Origin of the sequence: Marinobacterium iners, assembly GCF_017310015.1 — a bacterium.
Taxonomy (GTDB): Bacteria; Pseudomonadota; Gammaproteobacteria; order Pseudomonadales; family Balneatricaceae; genus Marinobacterium; species Marinobacterium iners.
This window is the reverse complement of sequence record NZ_CP022297.1, coordinates 2,715,099-2,732,650: the sequence shown is the minus strand read 5'-3', so window position 1 is coordinate 2,732,650 and position 17,552 is coordinate 2,715,099. Positions and strand designations below refer to the sequence as shown.

The 17,552-nt window shown below is 54.6% G+C and carries 16 protein-coding genes and 1 pseudogene; 9 read left to right on the top strand and 8 right to left on the bottom strand.

Annotation, left to right across the window (positions count from 1 at the left end):
- Positions 1 to 32: 32 nt before the first annotated feature.
- Positions 33 to 656 (bottom strand): glutathione S-transferase family protein, encoded by a 624-nt coding sequence (locus CFI10_RS13145; protein ID WP_206835133.1) that lies wholly within the window; start codon positions 654 to 656, stop codon positions 33 to 35.
- A 150-nt stretch (positions 657 to 806) separates the two neighbouring features.
- Between CFI10_RS13145 and CFI10_RS13140 the strand changes: the two genes are divergently transcribed.
- Positions 807 to 1,715 (top strand): bestrophin family protein, encoded by a 909-nt coding sequence (locus CFI10_RS13140; RefSeq protein WP_206835131.1) that lies wholly within the window; start codon positions 807 to 809, stop codon positions 1,713 to 1,715.
- 107 nt (positions 1,716 to 1,822) lie between these two features.
- Here the strand turns inward: CFI10_RS13140 and CFI10_RS13135 are convergent, their stop codons facing one another.
- The 5 genes and pseudogenes from CFI10_RS13135 to CFI10_RS13115 all read right to left on the bottom strand — a co-directional run bounded on the left by CFI10_RS13135 (position 1,823) and on the right by CFI10_RS13115 (position 7,263).
- Positions 1,823 to 2,488, bottom strand: a complete 666-nt coding sequence (locus CFI10_RS13135) for a porin (RefSeq protein ID WP_242529988.1) — start codon at positions 2,486 to 2,488, stop codon at positions 1,823 to 1,825.
- Positions 2,442 to 3,929 (bottom strand): annotated as a pseudogene (gene tnpC, locus CFI10_RS13130) (IS66 family transposase); the annotation flags it as partial. The gene CFI10_RS13135 and the pseudogene tnpC, both read right to left, overlap by 47 nt.
- Positions 3,930 to 4,152: 223 nt before the next feature.
- Entirely contained in the window at positions 4,153 to 4,488 is a 336-nt protein-coding gene (gene tnpB / locus CFI10_RS13125) for an IS66 family insertion sequence element accessory protein TnpB (RefSeq protein WP_206835047.1), read from the bottom strand.
- 32 nt (positions 4,489 to 4,520) lie between these two features.
- Positions 4,521 to 4,838 carry an IS66 family insertion sequence element accessory protein TnpA gene (gene tnpA, locus CFI10_RS13120; protein ID WP_206835049.1) on the bottom strand — a complete coding sequence of 106 codons (318 nt, stop codon included), beginning with the start codon at positions 4,836 to 4,838 and terminating at the stop codon, positions 4,521 to 4,523.
- Positions 4,795 to 7,263 carry a Tn3 family transposase gene (locus CFI10_RS13115; RefSeq protein ID WP_206835125.1) on the bottom strand — a complete coding sequence of 823 codons (2,469 nt, stop codon included), beginning with the start codon at positions 7,261 to 7,263 and terminating at the stop codon, positions 4,795 to 4,797. The genes tnpA and CFI10_RS13115 overlap by 44 nt, the downstream gene beginning before the upstream one ends.
- Before the next feature lie 96 nt (positions 7,264 to 7,359).
- On the opposite strand from CFI10_RS13115, the gene CFI10_RS13110 reads away from it, so the two are divergent.
- Both CFI10_RS13110 and CFI10_RS13105 read left to right on the top strand, forming a co-directional pair.
- On the top strand, positions 7,360 to 7,668 hold the full coding sequence (locus CFI10_RS13110) for a toxin-antitoxin system TumE family protein (RefSeq protein WP_206835124.1): 309 nt from the start codon (positions 7,360 to 7,362) through the stop codon (positions 7,666 to 7,668).
- Complete coding sequence (locus tag CFI10_RS13105; RefSeq protein ID WP_035458177.1) at positions 7,661 to 8,023, top strand: HVO_A0114 family putative DNA-binding protein; 363 nt, start codon at positions 7,661 to 7,663, stop codon at positions 8,021 to 8,023. The genes CFI10_RS13110 and CFI10_RS13105 overlap by 8 nt, the downstream gene beginning before the upstream one ends.
- A gap of 257 nt (positions 8,024 to 8,280) precedes the next feature.
- On the opposite strand, the gene CFI10_RS13100 is transcribed toward CFI10_RS13105, so the two are convergent.
- A complete protein-coding gene (locus CFI10_RS13100) occupies positions 8,281 to 8,478 on the bottom strand; it encodes a hypothetical protein (RefSeq protein ID WP_035458175.1) in 198 nt (65 codons plus the stop codon).
- A gap of 216 nt (positions 8,479 to 8,694) precedes the next feature.
- Here CFI10_RS13100 and CFI10_RS13095 point away from each other — a divergent pair, with 216 nt between their 5' ends.
- From CFI10_RS13095 to CFI10_RS13070, 6 genes are all read left to right on the top strand, one after another.
- Positions 8,695 to 9,111, top strand: coding sequence for a hypothetical protein (locus CFI10_RS13095; protein ID WP_035458174.1), 417 nt, complete (start codon positions 8,695 to 8,697; stop codon positions 9,109 to 9,111).
- A gap of 17 nt (positions 9,112 to 9,128) precedes the next feature.
- On the top strand, positions 9,129 to 10,367 hold the full coding sequence (locus tag CFI10_RS13090; RefSeq protein WP_035458172.1) for a TolC family protein: 1,239 nt from the start codon (positions 9,129 to 9,131) through the stop codon (positions 10,365 to 10,367).
- A 15-nt stretch (positions 10,368 to 10,382) separates the two neighbouring features.
- Positions 10,383 to 11,789: an efflux RND transporter periplasmic adaptor subunit gene (locus CFI10_RS13085; RefSeq protein ID WP_206835121.1), complete on the top strand. Its 1,407-nt coding sequence runs from the start codon at positions 10,383 to 10,385 to the stop codon at positions 11,787 to 11,789.
- Between the two features lie 15 nt (positions 11,790 to 11,804).
- A complete protein-coding gene (locus tag CFI10_RS13080; protein ID WP_206835119.1) occupies positions 11,805 to 15,002 on the top strand; it encodes an efflux RND transporter permease subunit in 3,198 nt (1,065 codons plus the stop codon).
- A gap of 62 nt (positions 15,003 to 15,064) precedes the next feature.
- A complete protein-coding gene (locus CFI10_RS13075; protein WP_068435067.1) occupies positions 15,065 to 15,982 on the top strand; it encodes a cation diffusion facilitator family transporter in 918 nt (305 codons plus the stop codon).
- A 14-nt stretch (positions 15,983 to 15,996) separates the two neighbouring features.
- Entirely contained in the window at positions 15,997 to 16,323 is a 327-nt protein-coding gene (locus CFI10_RS13070; protein WP_020743634.1) for a YnfA family protein, read from the top strand.
- Positions 16,324 to 16,339: 16 nt separating this feature from the next.
- On the opposite strand, the gene CFI10_RS13065 is transcribed toward CFI10_RS13070, so the two are convergent.
- Positions 16,340 to 17,365, bottom strand: coding sequence for a tyrosine-type recombinase/integrase (locus tag CFI10_RS13065; protein ID WP_020743633.1), 1,026 nt, complete (start codon positions 17,363 to 17,365; stop codon positions 16,340 to 16,342).
- Positions 17,366 to 17,552 lie beyond the last annotated feature (187 nt).

The following is a 17,552-nucleotide window of genomic DNA, read 5'->3' as shown; positions in this document are numbered from 1 at the left end:
TGTAGCAGTGGCAGGGTCAGAGTAAAGCTACATCAACGGTCCTGCTGACCGGCAACTGAGGGACGCTTGGCCATCTGGCTAAGCCACTTTTGCAGGTTTGGCAAACTATCATCGACCTGTAGTTCCAACCGAGGCAGGAAGCGGCACAGGACCCAGAGCGTGATATCGGCGATACTGAAATGCTCTCCTGCAACCCATGAGTGGGTACTCAACTGCTGATCCACAACAGGCAGAAATGCGTTTACCCTTTTTTGTGATTCCTCTCCCCAGCTTTTGACACAGGTTTCCCGGTCACTGAAGAACCCTGTCAGGTTGCGAAATGCTTGAAAAGCGGGCACTAAACCCTGTAATTCTACTATCCGCTGCCACATTTCAACGCGGGCCTGCTCCAGTGGCGTATCGCCAAACAGAGCCTTGTCGTTGGGTGTAATGGCGTCAAAGTAGCGACAGATTGCAAGGCTTTCGCAGATACAGGTGCCATCATCGAGCTCCAGCACCGGAATCAGCCCATTGGGCGCTTTCTGTAAAAACGTCTTGGTACGGTTTTCGGCGCCTTTGGTATCAACCTGTTGGCGTTCCACTTCGACTCCCAATTCTTTGAGAAAAATGGCAACACGCAGAGCGCTCGGGGTGGCAGAGTTTTCAAGCAGTTTCATGTTGGGCCTCTGTATTGTTGTTATTCGGCAATAATTAAAACTGTTCACGACACGGGTTCTGGTCAACACTATCGCCCACATACAATTTATGCCAGATGCATTTTATTCAGGCGAGTCAAAATACAACTCGCTGTCGGGAGTTAATCTGAAATGATCGTTCGCAAGCGCCCGGGCGCCATCGGCCTGATGCTGGCCTGGAAAGGCTCGGTTGTACCTCATGTGTTGCCTCATATCATTCTGGTCGGGCTGTTCGCTCTTGCCGTTACCTGGGGCATGAGGCGGCATTATCTTGATGGGGTTGTCGAGTACAGCCTGTTGCCGTTTACGCTAATCGGTATTGCCCTGTCGATATTGCTGAGCGTGCGCAATACCGCAACCTATGACCGTTGGTGGGAGGCCAGAAAGCAGTGGGGGCACATGGTGTATGAAGTGCGCAGCCTGGCGCGTGCCAGTGGTATCTATTTGGCAGACGGGGAGCGTCGACACCTGCTGTCATGTGTACTGGCGCACAGTCACCTGTTGCGGGGTCAACTGCGTGGCGAAGATGTACGTGATGATCTGCCATCGGACCTGCCGGCTGAAGTGATCAATATGGCGCTTTCGAAACGCAATCCGGCGGAGTTCATGCTTCAGCAGGCGGGGTTACAGGTTGCTCAGTCGCTGCAGTCGGGACAGATCGATACCATCGCGGCGGCGGCCCTGGATCGTCACCTGCATGAGCTGGCAGGGATTCAGGCTGCATCTGAGCGGATTGCGCATACACCCTTGCCTTTTGCCTACACACTGTTGGCACATCGGACAGCCTATATTTACTGTTACCTTCTTCCGTTTGGGTTGGTCGGTGCCGCTGGCTGGTTTACCCCGGTGTTTTGCGCCATCGTGGCCTACACGTTTTTTGGGCTGGACCGACTATCCGAGCAACTGGAATTTCCTTTCGGGCGTGAAAGTAATGACCTGCCATTGGATGCAATATGCCGCATTCATGAAATCAGTATCGCAGAAGCGTTGGGAGAAACCGCACCTGAACTTCTGCAGCCCGTTGAGTTTCTGCTGCAGTAACCCCGGAACCAGGTCAACCAACGAAAAAGCCGGCTCAAGAGAGCCGGCAGTGAGCCGTGACCGTTCAGGCCCGAAGGGGGTAAGGCGTGAACGGCTACGCTAGTCCATTAGAATTTGACGCGCATACCTGCCAGGTAGCCCATGTCGGCGCCATCTTCGTCAGAGTCAGCGATTTCCGCAAACAGGCTAACGTTTTTCTGAGTCGGGAACTTGTAGGTTACGTTGGCGTACCATTCAGTGATGTCGTCTCCGGCATCAAAGTCTTCGTTAACCATACCGATAGCCATGCTGGTAGTGCTGGCGACCGGGAACGACACGGCAATGTTGTACAGGTCCGCGATGTCATCAGTGCTGCTGTAGTCAGCTGCGAAAGTAGCAAAGCCGGCGTCATAAGAGGCACTGACACCCCAGGTGTCATAAGAATCGGCACCGATCGCTTCCTTTGCGTTCTGATAGGCCGCTGCCAGTGTCAGATCACCAAGGTTGGTGGATGCGAAAAGATCGAAATACTCACCGTTTTCGCTGTCTTCACCTTCGGCATCCATCTCGTAGGACGCAACCAGATAAACATTCTCCAGCTCGATGTCCATACGGATAGTGTCATCACCGTCGGTAGACATGCCATCGAAGCGGTCTTCGCTTACGGTTTTCAGTTCGTAGGCTTCCTCGATACCGAACTCGTCAGATGCAAAGTTCGTATCCGCCGTTAAAACGACCCACTTGCCCTTAACTGTACTGCGCCACTTTTTTTGAAGTCCGCTCCAGTTCAACATTCCAGGGCAGCAGTCGCTCCAGCTTTTCCAGCGTGTCGGCATCGGCGATGCGCTCCAGTACATGCCGGATATAGGCCGAGGGTTCCAGGTCGTTGGCTTTGGCCGTTTCGATCAGGGAGTAACAGGTGGCACTGGCGTGAGCGCCCTGCGGAGTATCCGCGAACAACCAAGCTTTGCGCCCCACGGCGAACGGGCGGATGGCATTCTCGGCCAGTACGTTGCTGATGTGCAGGTCACCCCGCTCACAGTAGCCGATCAGGGTGGGCCACTGGTTCAGGGTGTATTCCATAGCTTTGCGAGTTAGCCCGCCTTTCATCACGCGATCCACGTTGGCGTCCAGCCAGGCCTTGAACGCTTCCAGTCGAGGCAGGCTCGACGCCTGACGGATCCGGTAGCGTTCGGCCACGCTCAGGTCCTTGATCTGACGTTCGATGGCATACAGTTTGTTGATGTGACTGAGTGCCACATCCGCTTTGGACAGCTTGGCCTGTTTGCCTTTACCCGCCGGCTTGGCCGCTTTGGTCGCTTCGATGAACTTGCGGCGGGCGTGATCCCAGCAGCCAATGCGGGTCAGCTCATTGGCTGAACAGATCTGCGCATAACCGGCGTAACCATCCGCCTGCAGCACACCCTTGAAGTCATCGAGCAGGCGCACGGGCACCGCTCCACTTCGAGAGGGATCATAGGCGAACAGGACGGAAGGTTGGCCGGGTGGTCCGCCTCGGGTCACCCACATCCATTTATCGGATTGGGCAGCCTTGCCATCCTCTTTGAGTACCTGGATCCGGGTTTCGTCAGCCTGCAGGTAGGCCGCACTGTTCTGCGACTCCCGCATCAGGTTGATCAGCGGTTTGAACACCTCATCCAGACGGATGATCCAGTGGGCCATGCTGGTGCGGCTCAGCTCATGGCCCAGACGCTTGAACATCTGCTCTTGCCGGTACAGCGGCAGACCATCGGCATATTTGGAGGTGATCAGGTAGGCCAGCAGGGCCGGGGTGGCGATGCATTTGCCCAGCGGGTGTGTCGGGCGAGCCGCGGCTACGATCCGCTCGTCGCCGTTCGTCTCGAACACGGCTTTTTCCTGCCAGTATTCCAGTACTTTGAGCTGAGCCGGGATATAGTCCAACTCTTCCTTCACCTTGGTGAAGAAGGTTTTGACGGCCCCGGCCTTCTCTTCATCACTCAGCAGCAGCTCGATGCGCTCACGCAGCAAGCTATCGGAGAAGCCGCGCTGACGGCGTTTGGGTGCAGGCGTGGCAGCGGGCGTCTCATCTTCAGCGACGTCAATATCATCCGGGAGCTGATCCCGCAGCTGATCGATCTCGGCTTCCAGTTCTGACTCATCGAAGAGGTGGATCTGGTGGGCCGTTTTCTCACTGCTGGCCGAGAACCGCTGGATGCGCTGCAAGCGCAGCATCTCTTCCAGCAACAGGATGTACTGCTCGCGCTGCTGGAGTTGCCGGTCACGCTCTTTGACGACCTGATCCCGCTGCTCAAGCTCATCCTCTTTCGAGGCCAGTTGCTGCTGCAGCCCGGCCACCATCGACAGCAAGTCAGCGGTCGATAAACTGCTGATATCAGGCGTCTTTGAGGTGGTTTTGGGCTGTGTTTTCATGGGCAAAATTATATCAAAAACAGCCAGTTGAAGCACCCAAAACCCGCTATCCAACAGCCTCATAATGCACGGTTTTATGGCCTTGCAGCAGGCTGATGTCATAACCATCGAGCAACCAGTTGATCTGTTCGCCGGTCAACGGCATGAGCTCATCAGCCGGGCTGGGCCACTTGAATTTCTCTTCGGCCAGCGCCTTGTAATAGAGGATAAAACCGTTGTCTTCCCACATCAGGCACTTGATCTTGTTACGCTGCCGGTTGGTGAAGGCATACAATGCACCGGTAAAGGGGCTATGTCCCAGCTCCTGCTCAACCAGCACCGCCAGACCATTGGCCTGCTTGCGAAAATCAATGGGCTCACGGTACAGATATATCTCCGGCATTGACCGAGAGGGACGAAGATACCGTGGCTTCATCAGAGCTGCCTCAGGATCGCACCGAGCAGATCGACATTACCGGCATGCAGCCCTGTAATGGCCATGCCACCCGGAAGCCTCAGGGTCAGATCACTCGACACCGGTGAAGCGGCCACCTGGGTGACGCGAGCAAAGCCAGATGTTGGTGAACGCTCGGTATCGGTCGCATCATCTGTACCTTCGAGCTTGCGGCGCCAATAAACAAACTGGTGATAGGACAGTGATTGCTGTTTGCAGAAAACAGCGCCGGATAGCCCGGTATCACGCCAGTGTTCAATGTGCTGTTGCCAGTGGCAAGTGCGCTCGGCTGAGTTCATGGTGGATTCCTCGCGTAGGTGACGATGGAATCAGTGTGCGGCGGTCAGTGGCTGGAAAAAAGGTGCTGATTCTCTGGCGCTTACGCTTGATGCCCAGCAGGTAAGCGAGCCCGAACACCGCTTCACTCTGGGATTGGGTATCTCCATGTATGGTATCGGGCTGAATGTCTGACTGATTTTTCAATAATCCATCGAGGATATACACGGCCTCATAAACACCACAGGGAATGAAGTGGCTGAATAACGCAATATAGGTATCAGACAAATGATAGTAGCCGAGGCCACCGGTACCCAAATACCGCAAATGGTGTTCACTCAAAAGATTTTGCTCGTAAAGATCCCATTTGGTGCCGTCGGCTGACGCCGTCTTGCCGGTACCCCAAATCTTCGGTAGGGAGAATCGATTGTAGGCATTGATGACCTTGGTAATGGCCTCATCGATCTTCTCCTCTGTCGAATGACGCAGGTTCAACCACGCAATCTGGCGACGGTTAATGCCCTCAATGGAACGGGAGGTTTGTGTGGGCCCCAGGTTGCAGCCGAAACAAAATAAGGTAACGATAAAGCGACGCTGATGATCGGTGAGTTTGGTTTCATGCCCCGATAATGGCTTGAAACCCTTGCTTAATCCCAGCCATTTTTCCATATCAATTAATACGTCGAGGATGCTGGTTTCCGACAGCCGGTCATCCAATGCACGATTGATTCTTTCCAGTGCGGCGGGAATGGGTTTGCGTTTAACGCGCTGAATGACCAACTCACCTTTTTCAATTCTGACCTGATCATTGCCCGGAAATTTTTTATCGGTTTCATTCGATGACTTTCTCAACCAACGTTTAAGTTCGGCAATAAGCGCTTTGGGGTCGGTAATGATGCCGGCCAGTTCACCGTACTCGGCGATCTGTTCGTGATACTCCTCCCAGCTCACCAACTGGTCTCTAAAATCGCCATATTTATCACTGCCCATGATCACCACGTCGCCAGACTTCAACTCCTGGGCCAGCGTTGTTAACAAGCAGAGTTCGAAATATTTTCGATGCACTTCCGTGTTGTTTCTGTTGCGGGTCGTTTTTCCAGTGACCAGTTTTAACCATTTATCGGGTATCCACGACAGATCAAGCGGCTCGCCCTTGGCATTCACGGCATCCAGAGTCGGCTTACGACTACGACGATGCCCCATGATTAAGGCCAGAGCATCGAGCGTCGATTGATCCTGAGTCGTCGATTGTAAATCCATGTGGGCAACGCAATCGAACAACAGAGCCCGCTTGCTCCGGTAGAGTGACAGCATAAAGGGCAGATAATTATTGTTGGCATAGGCCAACTGCTCGTCACAGCGCTTTTTAAGTTCGTCGGGTTCTCCCTGAAATGCCTGGGCAATCGCGTCGAGGCGCTCTATCTCGGTACCGGGAATCTGATACGCCTGGATAACATCCCGTAATGCCGCGATTAGAGCGTCAACCTGCTGAGTTTGTGAGAGCTGATGCTGTTTAAGGGCTTCATTGGCGTGATTGATCAGATTCTGGACGATACGGATAAAAATGTCGGCAATGTCATCAGAGGCTTTTCCTGTCTGGGCGCGAATGAAAAGTGCCGCCAAGGCATAGCGCTTATGCTCGGCCAACTCATTCATGTTGGCGACGTTGAGGGCTCTAGCTTCAATGACAAAGCGCTTGAGCTTGGGCGCGGGTAGCATCAGGTCTTTCGGCAGACAATCGTCAAAGGTTCTCAACCAGCGGAGGTGGTCTACAAACTCTTTCACGTTGCTGACCGTCGGCTTTCGTGGCTCCTGCTTGATGAGGTCCCAAAGGCTCTTGGATTGGCTCGTTTTCGTAGTGGGCGTCAGAACCTCTTGAATACGGGTTTTGGCGCTTTCAGACAGGTCATGGTATACAGCCTCGAACAACTCACGATTGACCTGTGCTCTCGCTGCTTTTGCCTCACGCACGAAGGTACCAAATGCTGGCAGTTCGTACCGGGCCTTTGCCATCGACTCCAGGCCCACGTTGATGATATCCGGGATCTCGTCTTTGGTGGTGGCCGCCTCACGCAAAGCAGACTTGAGAAACTCAAGAGTGGTGTCGCTAACCGGGGTAATACCCAGGAAGTCTCGGATCGACTTGAGATGCCGCTGACGAGTGCCGGAAGTATCGTAATTTTCCAGAGGAGCGGCCTGACTTTTGAGTTCCAGGCACGTCATCAGATGGTTCAGTATTGCCTCCGGCACTTCAGCAATGGGAACAAAATAGCCCAGACGCTGAAAGGTCTTTAGTAACACCATGAATCCCAAGCGAGCGGTAGGCTGGCGAGTCTGGGATCGAACCAGCTCAAGCTCTTCCTGGTTCGGCGTATAGACGGTAACCAGATCCTCAGGTGTCGGCTGAGACTTTAACCGCGGATAAGCGGTTTCATGTAAGGCGGTCATGATTATTCTAGATTTTTATAACGTCGGTTGCATTCCACAGAATTCGATACTATACACCACTATCACGCATATACGCCATATGGTATCATTAGCCATATGAAAGCAGAATTACTCTTCAGGGACAAGTACGTCTACCGGGACGGCGCCATCCGCGAAATGGTGATCTGGCGACTACCGGCTCCCGACGCGGAGCGACCACATGGGTTGAAATACCGGCTCTATTACGGCCAGTCCGGCCACTGCCTGGTCCGCTATGACAATGAGCGCGGCAAAGGGGATCACCGGCATTACGGAGACACTGGAGGACAAGAGCACGAAGAGAATTACACCTGGATCTCCGTACAACAACTTATCGCCGACTTTAAAGCCGACATCGAACGACTGCGAGGTGAACAACATGACTAAACAGCATATCCATATTGGCACTGAAAATCCTGACAAAGGGTTTGATCGCTTTGTGGATGCCTGGCAACGGGCAGAACGCGGCGAGAAAATCGATACAGAGGTTCACTTGAATTTCGAAGACCTCTCCATGCTTCTGGCGGTGATCACCCCTCGACGTCTGGAGGTGCTGAGGACGCTCCGCCAACAGGGCCCGATGAGTGTACGGGCGCTGGCAACCACATTGGCGCGTGACTACAAGAATGTTCATGCCGATACCCGCGCCCTGGAGGAAGCGGGTTTGTTGAAGCGGACGGAAACCGGCGCCTTGCAGGCCCCTTGGGATGTCATCGATGCCCACTTGAACCTGGTGGCATGATGGTTTGCGTTGTATACAATTGGATACTGTCTAATGCGGCAACCGTTAATGTCGAGACCCTCTGCTTCAGCTCCCACCTAAATGCAGGAGAAGCTGCTGTGGTGATTAATGCACGCTGTAGAACGGTCTACTCGGAAAAGACTGAAGAAACTTTTCTATAATATGATAGTCTTTAGCAGCTAGTGTTTTGAACCTGACAGCATAAGGGCTCCACATTCCACATGAACATCCGCCATTACTTAACTTGTCTACTGGCCTTACTGATTGCCCTGCAATCTGTGGCTGCCATGGCGGACGTTCACCAGCTTCATCAATCCGGGACGGAGCACCTGGAATTCGACCATTCGCATCAATCCACTGCCACTGATACCCACAACGACAATCTGCTCGCCAAGCAGACACCCGATCAGCCCGGACAGTCTGTATATGACTGCCACCATTGCTGCCATTGTCATGGCCACGGCTCTGTCGTTCTGATCGGAGCCACTTCACACTTAGCCGATTTATTCTCAGAAAACGGACAAGCCGACTATCAGGCCAACCTCACCTCTGGTATTCCCCCCTCTCTGTTTCGCCCTCCAATCGCCTGATCGCGCCTCAACAGCACGTCATCAGCCTCTGTAGCCTTGGGTTACAGCGAACAATTGGTATTTATTTTAGGGTGAAACATCATGAAACAGATCGCTATTGGGCTCGCGCTTGTCAATTCCGCTCAGGCCGAAAACAGCTTGCCTGAAATTGAAGTCGTCAATACCGACAACCAACGCTGGCATTTCCGCCAGGTGACCGTGAACCATACCGCCGCGGAGCTGACCGTCTTCGGACGGATGGATGCTCACCTGCGCTACGGCCTTCCCCGAGGCCATGTAGACATCGCAGCCTGGTCTGCTGATAACGAATTGATTGCGGAAACAACCACTGATTACTCACCGCGCCTTCTCACCAGACGCGCATCACGCAAGGGCGGCGTGCGTTTTTCTGCAAAGCTCCCCGCCTTGCCTGGTGATACCGTAATAAAGGTCGCCTTTCACCGGGATGAACCCCAACAACGGCAAAATCCGGTGCACGACCAAACCGTCGCACGCTGAATTTCAGGAGCATCAATATGAGACGATTTGACTGGCCCAGACGGGCCTTGCTGGGCGCGTGCGTGCTTTTTCTGCCCATGTTTGCTTACGCAGAGACATCGAGTTGGAGCGCCTGGCTCGCCTCCCAGATACAACAACACCCCGAGGTGCTTGCCGCCCGCGAGCAATTGCTGGGCTCCAACGCCAGCGCCGATGCGCTGGAGCAGCCGCTTTACAACCCGGAGCTGTCCACCGATTTGGAGCGTAATGGAGAGGAAGACAACTACCGGGTCGGCGTTCAGCAGACCATCGACTGGTGGGACAGACGGGGTGCAAGACGGCAGCAGGCGGGCTTTATGCGAAGCGCCGCCGAAGCGCTGTACCAGCAACAAGTGTTGGACAAAACCGCCGAGGCGCTTGCCGCACTGGTGGAGTGGCATGCCGCCAACCGCGCCGCCGCCATTGCCCAAGCGCAACAGCAGCAACTTAACGCCTTGCTCGAACAGGTGGATAAGCGCCAGCAGGCAGGTGATCTGGGCAGCATCGATGCCGAACTCACCTTTCTGTCCCTGTCACAGCAGCTGGCTCAGGTTGCCGAGGCCGAAGCCGCGATACAGAAAGCCGAAATCCGGGTTCGCGAGCTGCTGCCCGCATGGGCGCCCACGCGAGGCGGCATTCCTGATGATTTCTGGCCCTCCCAGCCAGACTTGACCTCGGATCAGGAGTTACTGCAACACCCGGCCGTAGCCAGCGCCCACGCCCGCTGGCAGTCGCTGAAGGAGGAAGCTGAAGTGACACGGCGTACCGCCAAGGCGGAGCCCACCTTTGGCGTCAATTCCGGTCGTGATGGTGGAGAGAGCGTTGTCGGGCTGACCTTCTCCATCCCGTTGAATGTCCGCAACAACTTCAGTGCAGAAACTCGCGCCACCGAACGCATAGCGCTGGAGGCCGAGGCTCGTTTTCAGGCTATCTACCGCAAGCAGCGCTTTGACTGGCAGGCTGCACAGGCCACCTGGCAGCGCTTTGAACAGCAATATCGCCGCTGGCAAGAGGTTGTTCAGGGTCGGGTCGAGAACAGCGCCGAACTGCTGAAACGGCAATGGCGCACGGGTGATCTGTCCACCACTAATTATCTGCTGGCCTTGAATCAACGCACCGAAAGCCTGCTGGCAGGCATTGAGCTGGAAAAGCAGACACGGCTTGCGCTCACCGAAGCACTTCAGCAATCGGGCCACCTGATCAACGCAATAAAGTCATCGACCGCGTCAACGAATTAAACAGGAATGATAAACATGAATAAAACACTGGTAGCCATCTTGGTGGCGGGTCTTGCGACCGCAACCGCCAGCCACGCCAAAGAATCTGAGTCTGAGCATGCACGTGAGCATGGGCAGGAAAAAGCGATAACGGCGGCACCCCATAGCGAACAGGATAATCATGACGATCATCGTGAGGAAAACCATGAAGAGCATGATGACCATAAGCCTGACACCGAGCACGGCCACGCGGAACACGGCGAGGACGTCAATAGTGATCACAAGGATGCGCACGATGATCATGGCGACGAAAATCATGATGAACACAGCGCCCACGACGAGCACAACTCCGGCTCAGAACACGGACATGAAGAGCATAGCGAGGGCGGTGACCACGGTGATCATGGTGGGCATGGAGGTCACCAAGAAGCTGCTTCTGCGTCACTGAACCCGGCGCAAATGACCCTGGCCGATATTCAGATCAACCCACTGACTCCCAGAAAGGTCGATTATCAGCTTTACGCACCGGGGGAGATCCTTTCCAACGGTTACACCAGTTACCGAGTATCGCCCCGGGTGCCTTCCGTGGTGCTGCGCCGCCATGTCGCCCTCGGCGATCACGTCGAACAGGGTCAGCCGCTGGTTACTCTGTTCAGTGAAGCCGTGGCGCAGGCACAAGCCAATTACCGCACGGCCTGGCCTGAATGGCAAAGAGTAGAGGAACTTGGGCGCAAAACCGTGGGTGAACAGCGTTACATCACGGCCAAAACCAGCCTGGAGGCAGCCCGGGCGACGCTGCTGGCCTACGGCCTTTCGGCCTCGGACTTGCAAGCGTTGGTCGCTCCTCAGCAATCTGTTGCATTAGGGGAGTATATCCTGCATGCCGAGATTGACGGCGCGGTGCTCAGCGATGATTTCGAGCAGGGGCAGCGCATCGAGGCGGGCGCGCCCTTGATTGCGTTGGCCGATGAAAAGCAACTCTGGGTGGAGGCCCACCTGCCCGCCGATCTCTCCCTGACGCTGGGCGCGGGAACAAGAGCGGAAGTGGTGGCTGGGGATGTCCGTGTAAACGCCAAGGTCACTCAGGAGGCGCACACCATTGACCCCATCACCCGTACCCGTACCGTGCGCCTGTTGGTCAATAACCCGGAACACCGCCTGCACCCCGGCCAGTTCGCCGAGGTGTATTTCCGATTCCAGACTAAAAGACCCGTGCTGGCGGTACCCGAAACCGCACTGATGCGCGGCGCAGACGGAGATTGGACGGTATTCGTGGAAGACCATCCTGGCGAATTCCAGCCAGTGGAGGTGAAGCTGGGTCGAGCGCTCGGGCCGCTACGTGAAATTAGCGGTGTCGGTCCGGGGGCTCGCATCGTCACTCAGGGCGCTTTCTTTGTTGCCTCTCAGATCGCCAAGGGCGGCTTTGACCCCCATAACCACTAAGCAGTAGGAGACCCCATGTTTAACCGAATTATCGATTGGGCGGTCATCAACCGATTGCTGGTGGTGATAGCCCTGATCACACTAACGGTCAGTGCCGTTTTTATTATTCCAAAACTGAATCTGGATGCTTTTCCGGATGTGACCAACGTGCAGGTATCTGTCAATACCGAAGCACCGGGGCTGGCTGCCGAAGAGGTGGAACAGCTTATTACCTATCCCATCGAAGCCGTGATGTACGCCTTACCGGATGTGGAAGAGGTGCGCTCCATTTCCAAAACCGGCCTGTCCGGCGTCACCGTAGTCTTTAAAGAAGGCACCGATATCTATTTTGCCCGGCAACTGGTATTTGAGCGGCTTCAGGCTGCCAAGGAGCTGATCCCCGATGGCGTCGGCACGCCGGAAATGGGCCCGAATACTTCCGGTCTGGGTCAGGTCTATCAGTATCTTCTCGTGGCCGAACCCGATGCCGGTTTCGATGCCATGGCATTGCGCAGTTTGAACGACTGGGTGGTGAAGCTGCTATTGATTCCGGCCGAGGGTGTGACCGATGTGCTATCGTTCGGCGGTGAGGTGCGTCAGTACCAGGTAAACCTGAACCCGTCCCGACTGTTGGCCTACGAGCTGACCCAGGACGAAGTCATGATGGCACTGGAGCGCAACAACACCAACGTCGGCGGCTGGTATATGAACCGGGGCCAGGAGCAACTGGTGATCCGGGGTACGGGTTGGCTGGATCATGGTGAGAAGGGTTTGGAACAGATCCGTCAGGTGCCACTGAAAACCGTGGACGGTACTACGATCACCGTGTCCGATGTGGCGCAAGTGGCGCTGGGCAGTGAGATCCGTCAGGGCGCGGTGACCATGACGCGCAAGAACGCCGACGACAAGGTGGAGAATCTCGGCGAGGTGGTGTCCGGCATCGTGCTCAAGCGAATGGGGGCCAACACCAAGGCCACCATTGATGGAGTCAGTGCGCGCATTGAGCGTATTAACCAGGCATTACCGGAAGGTGTTCGCTTCGAGGCATTTTACGATCAGGCGGATTTGATCACGCAGGCGGTGCAGACTGTGGTCAATGCCCTGCTGCTGGCGTTTATTTTCATCGTCGTGATCCTTGCGCTATTCCTGATGAACCTGCGCGCCACCTTTCTGGTGTTGATGTCCATCCCGATCTCCATTGGAATCGCTTTAATGGTGATGGCGTGGTTCGGATTGTCGGCCAATCTGATGTCGCTGGGGGGGATTGCGGTCGCCATTGGCATGTTGGTGGATGGCTCCGTAGTGATGGTGGAGAACATGTTTAAACATCTGACGCACCCGGATGCTGAACATGATACCAAGAGACAATCGCGGGTGGATTCCGATGACGTGGACCCTTTTGATGTGGCCCACGACCGTCATGGTATTGCCTTGCGCCTGCAGGAAGCCGGTAAGGAAGTCGCTCGCCCCATCTTTTTTGCCACGGCCATTATTCTGGTTGTCTTCATGCCGCTGTTTAGCTTTGAAGGTGTCGAAGCCAAACTGTTTCAGCCCATGGCCATCAGTATCATGCTGGCTATGCTCTCGGCAGTGTTAGTGGCCTTGATCATCGTACCTGCACTGGCCACCTACCTCTTTCGCAAGGGTGTGCGTCAACGCGATAGCTTTGTGTTGAAGCCGCTCGACAGGCTCTATCGTAAAGGATTAGCCTGGGCGATGGGGCACAGCAAAATGGTGGTGGGTGTTGCAGCCGTTATGGTGATAGCGGCTGCGCTGGTGCTGCCCCGCCTGGGTACGGAGTTCGTGCCCGAACTGGAGGAAGGTACCATCAATCTGCGTGTCACCCTGGCACCTTCTTCCAGTCTGGACACGGCCCTGGAAGTGGCCCCCAAACTGGAGGCCAAGTTGATGGAATTCCCGGAGGTAACCTATGCGCTGTCGCGCATTGGCCGGGCTGAAATCGGCGGCGATCCTGAGCCGGTGAATAACATCGAGATCTATATTGGCCTTAAACCGGTGCCGGAATGGACCAGTGCAGACAACCGATATGAACTCCAGTCATTGATGGAACAGAAACTGGAGCAACACCCGGGCTTACTGTTCAACTTCTCGCAACCCATCGCAACCCGTGTGGACGAGTTGCTCTCAGGTGTCAAAGCGCAGCTGGCCATCAAACTGTTTGGTCCCGATCTTGCCGTGCTGGCCAATAAGGGCCAGGCCATTGAGGCCGCAGTAAAAGAAATCGAAGGTGCCCGCGATGTGGCCATGGAGCAGATCGCCGGTGAATCTCAACTGGTCGTGAAACCGGATCGCAGAGCCTTGTCCCGTTACGGTCTGGCCGTGGGCGACGTGATGGAGCTGGTACGCGAAGGGCTGGGAGGTGCCAGTGCCGGCCAGATCATCAATGGCAACGAGCGTTACGACATCTACGTGCGGCTCGCTGAGCGGTTTCGCGAAGACCGTGAAACCATTGCCGACCTGCGTTTACAGGCCCCGTCAGGTGCCTGGGTTCGCCTAGGGGATGTGGCGGAAGTCAGTATCGCATCTGGTCCACCGCAGGTGCGTCGTGATGACGTGCAGCGTCGAGTGGTGATTCAGGCCAATGTTCATGGACGGGACATGGGTAGCGTGGTTGCTGATATTCGTCAGGTGATTGCCGAGCAAGTGGACCTGCCCACCGGTTATTCCGTCGATATCGGTGGCCAGTTTGAAAATCAGCAACGAGCGCAAAAGCGTTTATCCCTGGTGGTGCCGGTTTCGCTGGGATTAATTGCTTTGTTGCTTTATTTTGCCTTTGCCTCGGTTGGCCAGGCCATGCTGATTCTGGTGAATGTCCCGCTTGCGGTGATTGGTGGTGTGTTTTCACTCTGGATTTCCGGTCAGTATTTGTCGGTGCCCAGCTCAGTGGGCTTCATCACCTTGTTTGGGGTCGCTGTCCTGAATGGCGTTGTCATGGTGGAAAGCATCAATCAACGGATTGCGGATGGCTTGAAAGTATCGGATGCGGTGTTTGATGGAGCGGTTTCAAGGCTAAGGCCCGTGCTGATGACTGCTATTACCTCGGCACTGGGTCTGATCCCCATGCTGCTGTCGAATGGTGTCGGCGCAGAAATCCAAAAGCCTCTGGCGAGTGTGATCGTGGGCGGATTGGTAACCGCTACGTTCTTGACGCTGTTTGTATTGCCGGTGCTGTTTGCCTGGTTTTCAAAAGGCAAGTTAAGCGACATGGCATAAACGTTTTGCCTGCCCTTATCGTTACGGTCAGGGCAGGTACATTTATTGTGTAAGGGTTGCTTATGCATCAACACGATCATTCACACCACAAAGATGAAAGCGCAAGCCGCATAGCAATGGCGTTCTTTCTTAATGTGGGCTTTACCATCATCGAATTCATCGGCGGCTGGCTCACCAACAGCACGGCTATCATGGCCGATGCGGTGCACGATCTGGGTGACAGTCTGTCCATTGGCAGCGCCTGGCTCCTGAACCGGCTGGGACGTAAATCCGCCGACACCGAATTCACCTATGGCTACCGGCGGTTGTCCCTGTTCGGCGCCCTGATCAACGGCCTGGTATTGATTGCCGGATCGCTGTGGGTATTAAGCGAAGCAATTCCCCGACTGGCCAATCCAGTGATGCCCGTCACCGAGGGCATGTTAGCGCTGGCGATTCTGGGCGTCACCGTCAACGGTATTGCTGCTTATCGTCTTAGCAAGGGAAATACGCTGAACGAAAAGGTATTGAACTGGCATTTATTGGAAGATGTGCTGGGGTGGGTGGCAGTGCTGATTATCTCAATCGTTTTGCAGTTTGCCGACTGGCCTATTCTCGACCCATTGCTATCGGTGGGCTTTACTCTCTTTATTCTGTTTAATGTGTGTCGGAATCTTTGGGGAACCGGCAAGCTTTTCTTTCAGGCTGTTCCAGATAAGGCGCTTCACGAGGAGATCCGGCGAACACTAATTGGCATTGATGGCATCAGCGGAATTCATCACCAGCACCTCTGGTCCCTGGATGGTGAACAGCATGTACTGACGGCCCATATCGTAGTGGATCACGAGGGAGTTTTTGGTCCTGACGAATACTGCGCCATCAAACAATCCATTGCTATGGCGCTCGAACAATACCCGCTGGCTCACACCACAATTGAAATCGAGCTGACCGAAGAAGCTTGCCGGGATCAACCCGTGCCCAGCCAAACGGATCAGCACTAACAAGAGAACTTCGTATGTCCATACTTTCCACGCTCGGTTTGTTCATCATCACCGCTATTGCGGAAATAGTTGGCTGTTATCTTCCATACCTCTGGCTGAAGAAGTCGGCATCCGCATGGGTTTTGCTGCCGGCAGCGTTCAGCCTAGCGCTGTTTGCCTGGCTACTGTCTCTTCATCCAACCGCAGCGGGCCGGGTTTATGCGGCCTATGGCGGCGTCTATGTTTCGGTGGCCATACTGTGGTTGTGGGGTGTGGATGGGATTCGCCCGCATCTGTGGGATTTTGTAGGCGTGGCCATCACCTTGTTAGGGATGGGCATTATCATGTTTGCGCCGAGATGATTTCGATCCTGCGGATTTACTTTCCCTTTTTTAGGGATTCAGCGTTCAGCAACAAGCTCATTTTTTCCATCAGAATGATTGATGCGTTATTATTGAACTGCTGTCCTTCCTCAATGTACTCCCAAACGGTAGCATCACTTTTCCAGCCTCCTTGCTTTTTAATCAGTTCAAAGTCCACGCGCTCCCGTGCCGCCGAGGTAGAGAGGCCGCGACGAAAACTATGACTGCTTAAGTCGGGTGCAAAATCGAACTGGCAGGCCTTGCCCAAGGTTTTGAGAAGATCGTTTACCGCCCCTGGATTCAGCGCTCTTTCCTGAACATGGTCCCAGCGGTTGATGGGCCTGAAGAGGGGGCCCTCATTGATACCAGCTACTCTAATCCATGCTTCGATCGCTGTAGCCGGACAACAACTTTCAGCCCCAAAAGGTAAAGCACGAACCAACCCCGTTGATTGCTGATCGGTTTTGGAGCGAGGCAACCGAATGATCAGACCTTCCGGCTCCCAATTCACATCACTGGTTTGAATCGCAACCAGTTCGCTGCGGCGGAAAGCCCCAAAAAAGCCGGTTAATACCAGCGCAATGTCCCGGTGCTTTTTTTTGCTGTCTGGGAGTTGCCGCATGTGATTCACCATTTCGGCGATGTGCTCCAGACGCAGTGTCTTGGCTTTGCGCTTGGGCTGACCATGAGTGCGACGGATGCCTTCCATGGTTTTGCGGACCAACGGATCACTTATCGGATCAATGAGTCCTTGGTAATGGTGCCATTGGCTAATGGCGGTCAGGTGCAGATCCAGGGTCCGGGTGTTGAGCGATTCGGCTCTGCCCAGCAGGTACCGGACGACAGTATCCCGGTCTGTGGGCAGGCGACCACCCCATTTTTCAAATTGCCGAATGGCCGAACGGTAGGCTTTACGCGTGTTGTCGGACGTCGCTGCCTGGAGGTATTGCCGCAATGACTCGGATTCCTGGCGTTCAACCAGGGTCGAATCCTCATTACGTAATGACAAGTCGTTAGCCTGTTTTGGTGGTTTGTTGTTCATGAATAGGATTTCCTTCGATGTCACCCAAAAGGCGGCTATGTACCGGTGTTACAAGTCGAAAATTTATGGCTCAATCCATTAACCTACGATAATGAGCATTATCGTAGGTTAATATTATAAATTCAAACCGTCTTTAAAAGCTATATAATTATGTTATATTACGTGTTACGTAATACGGTATTAAATA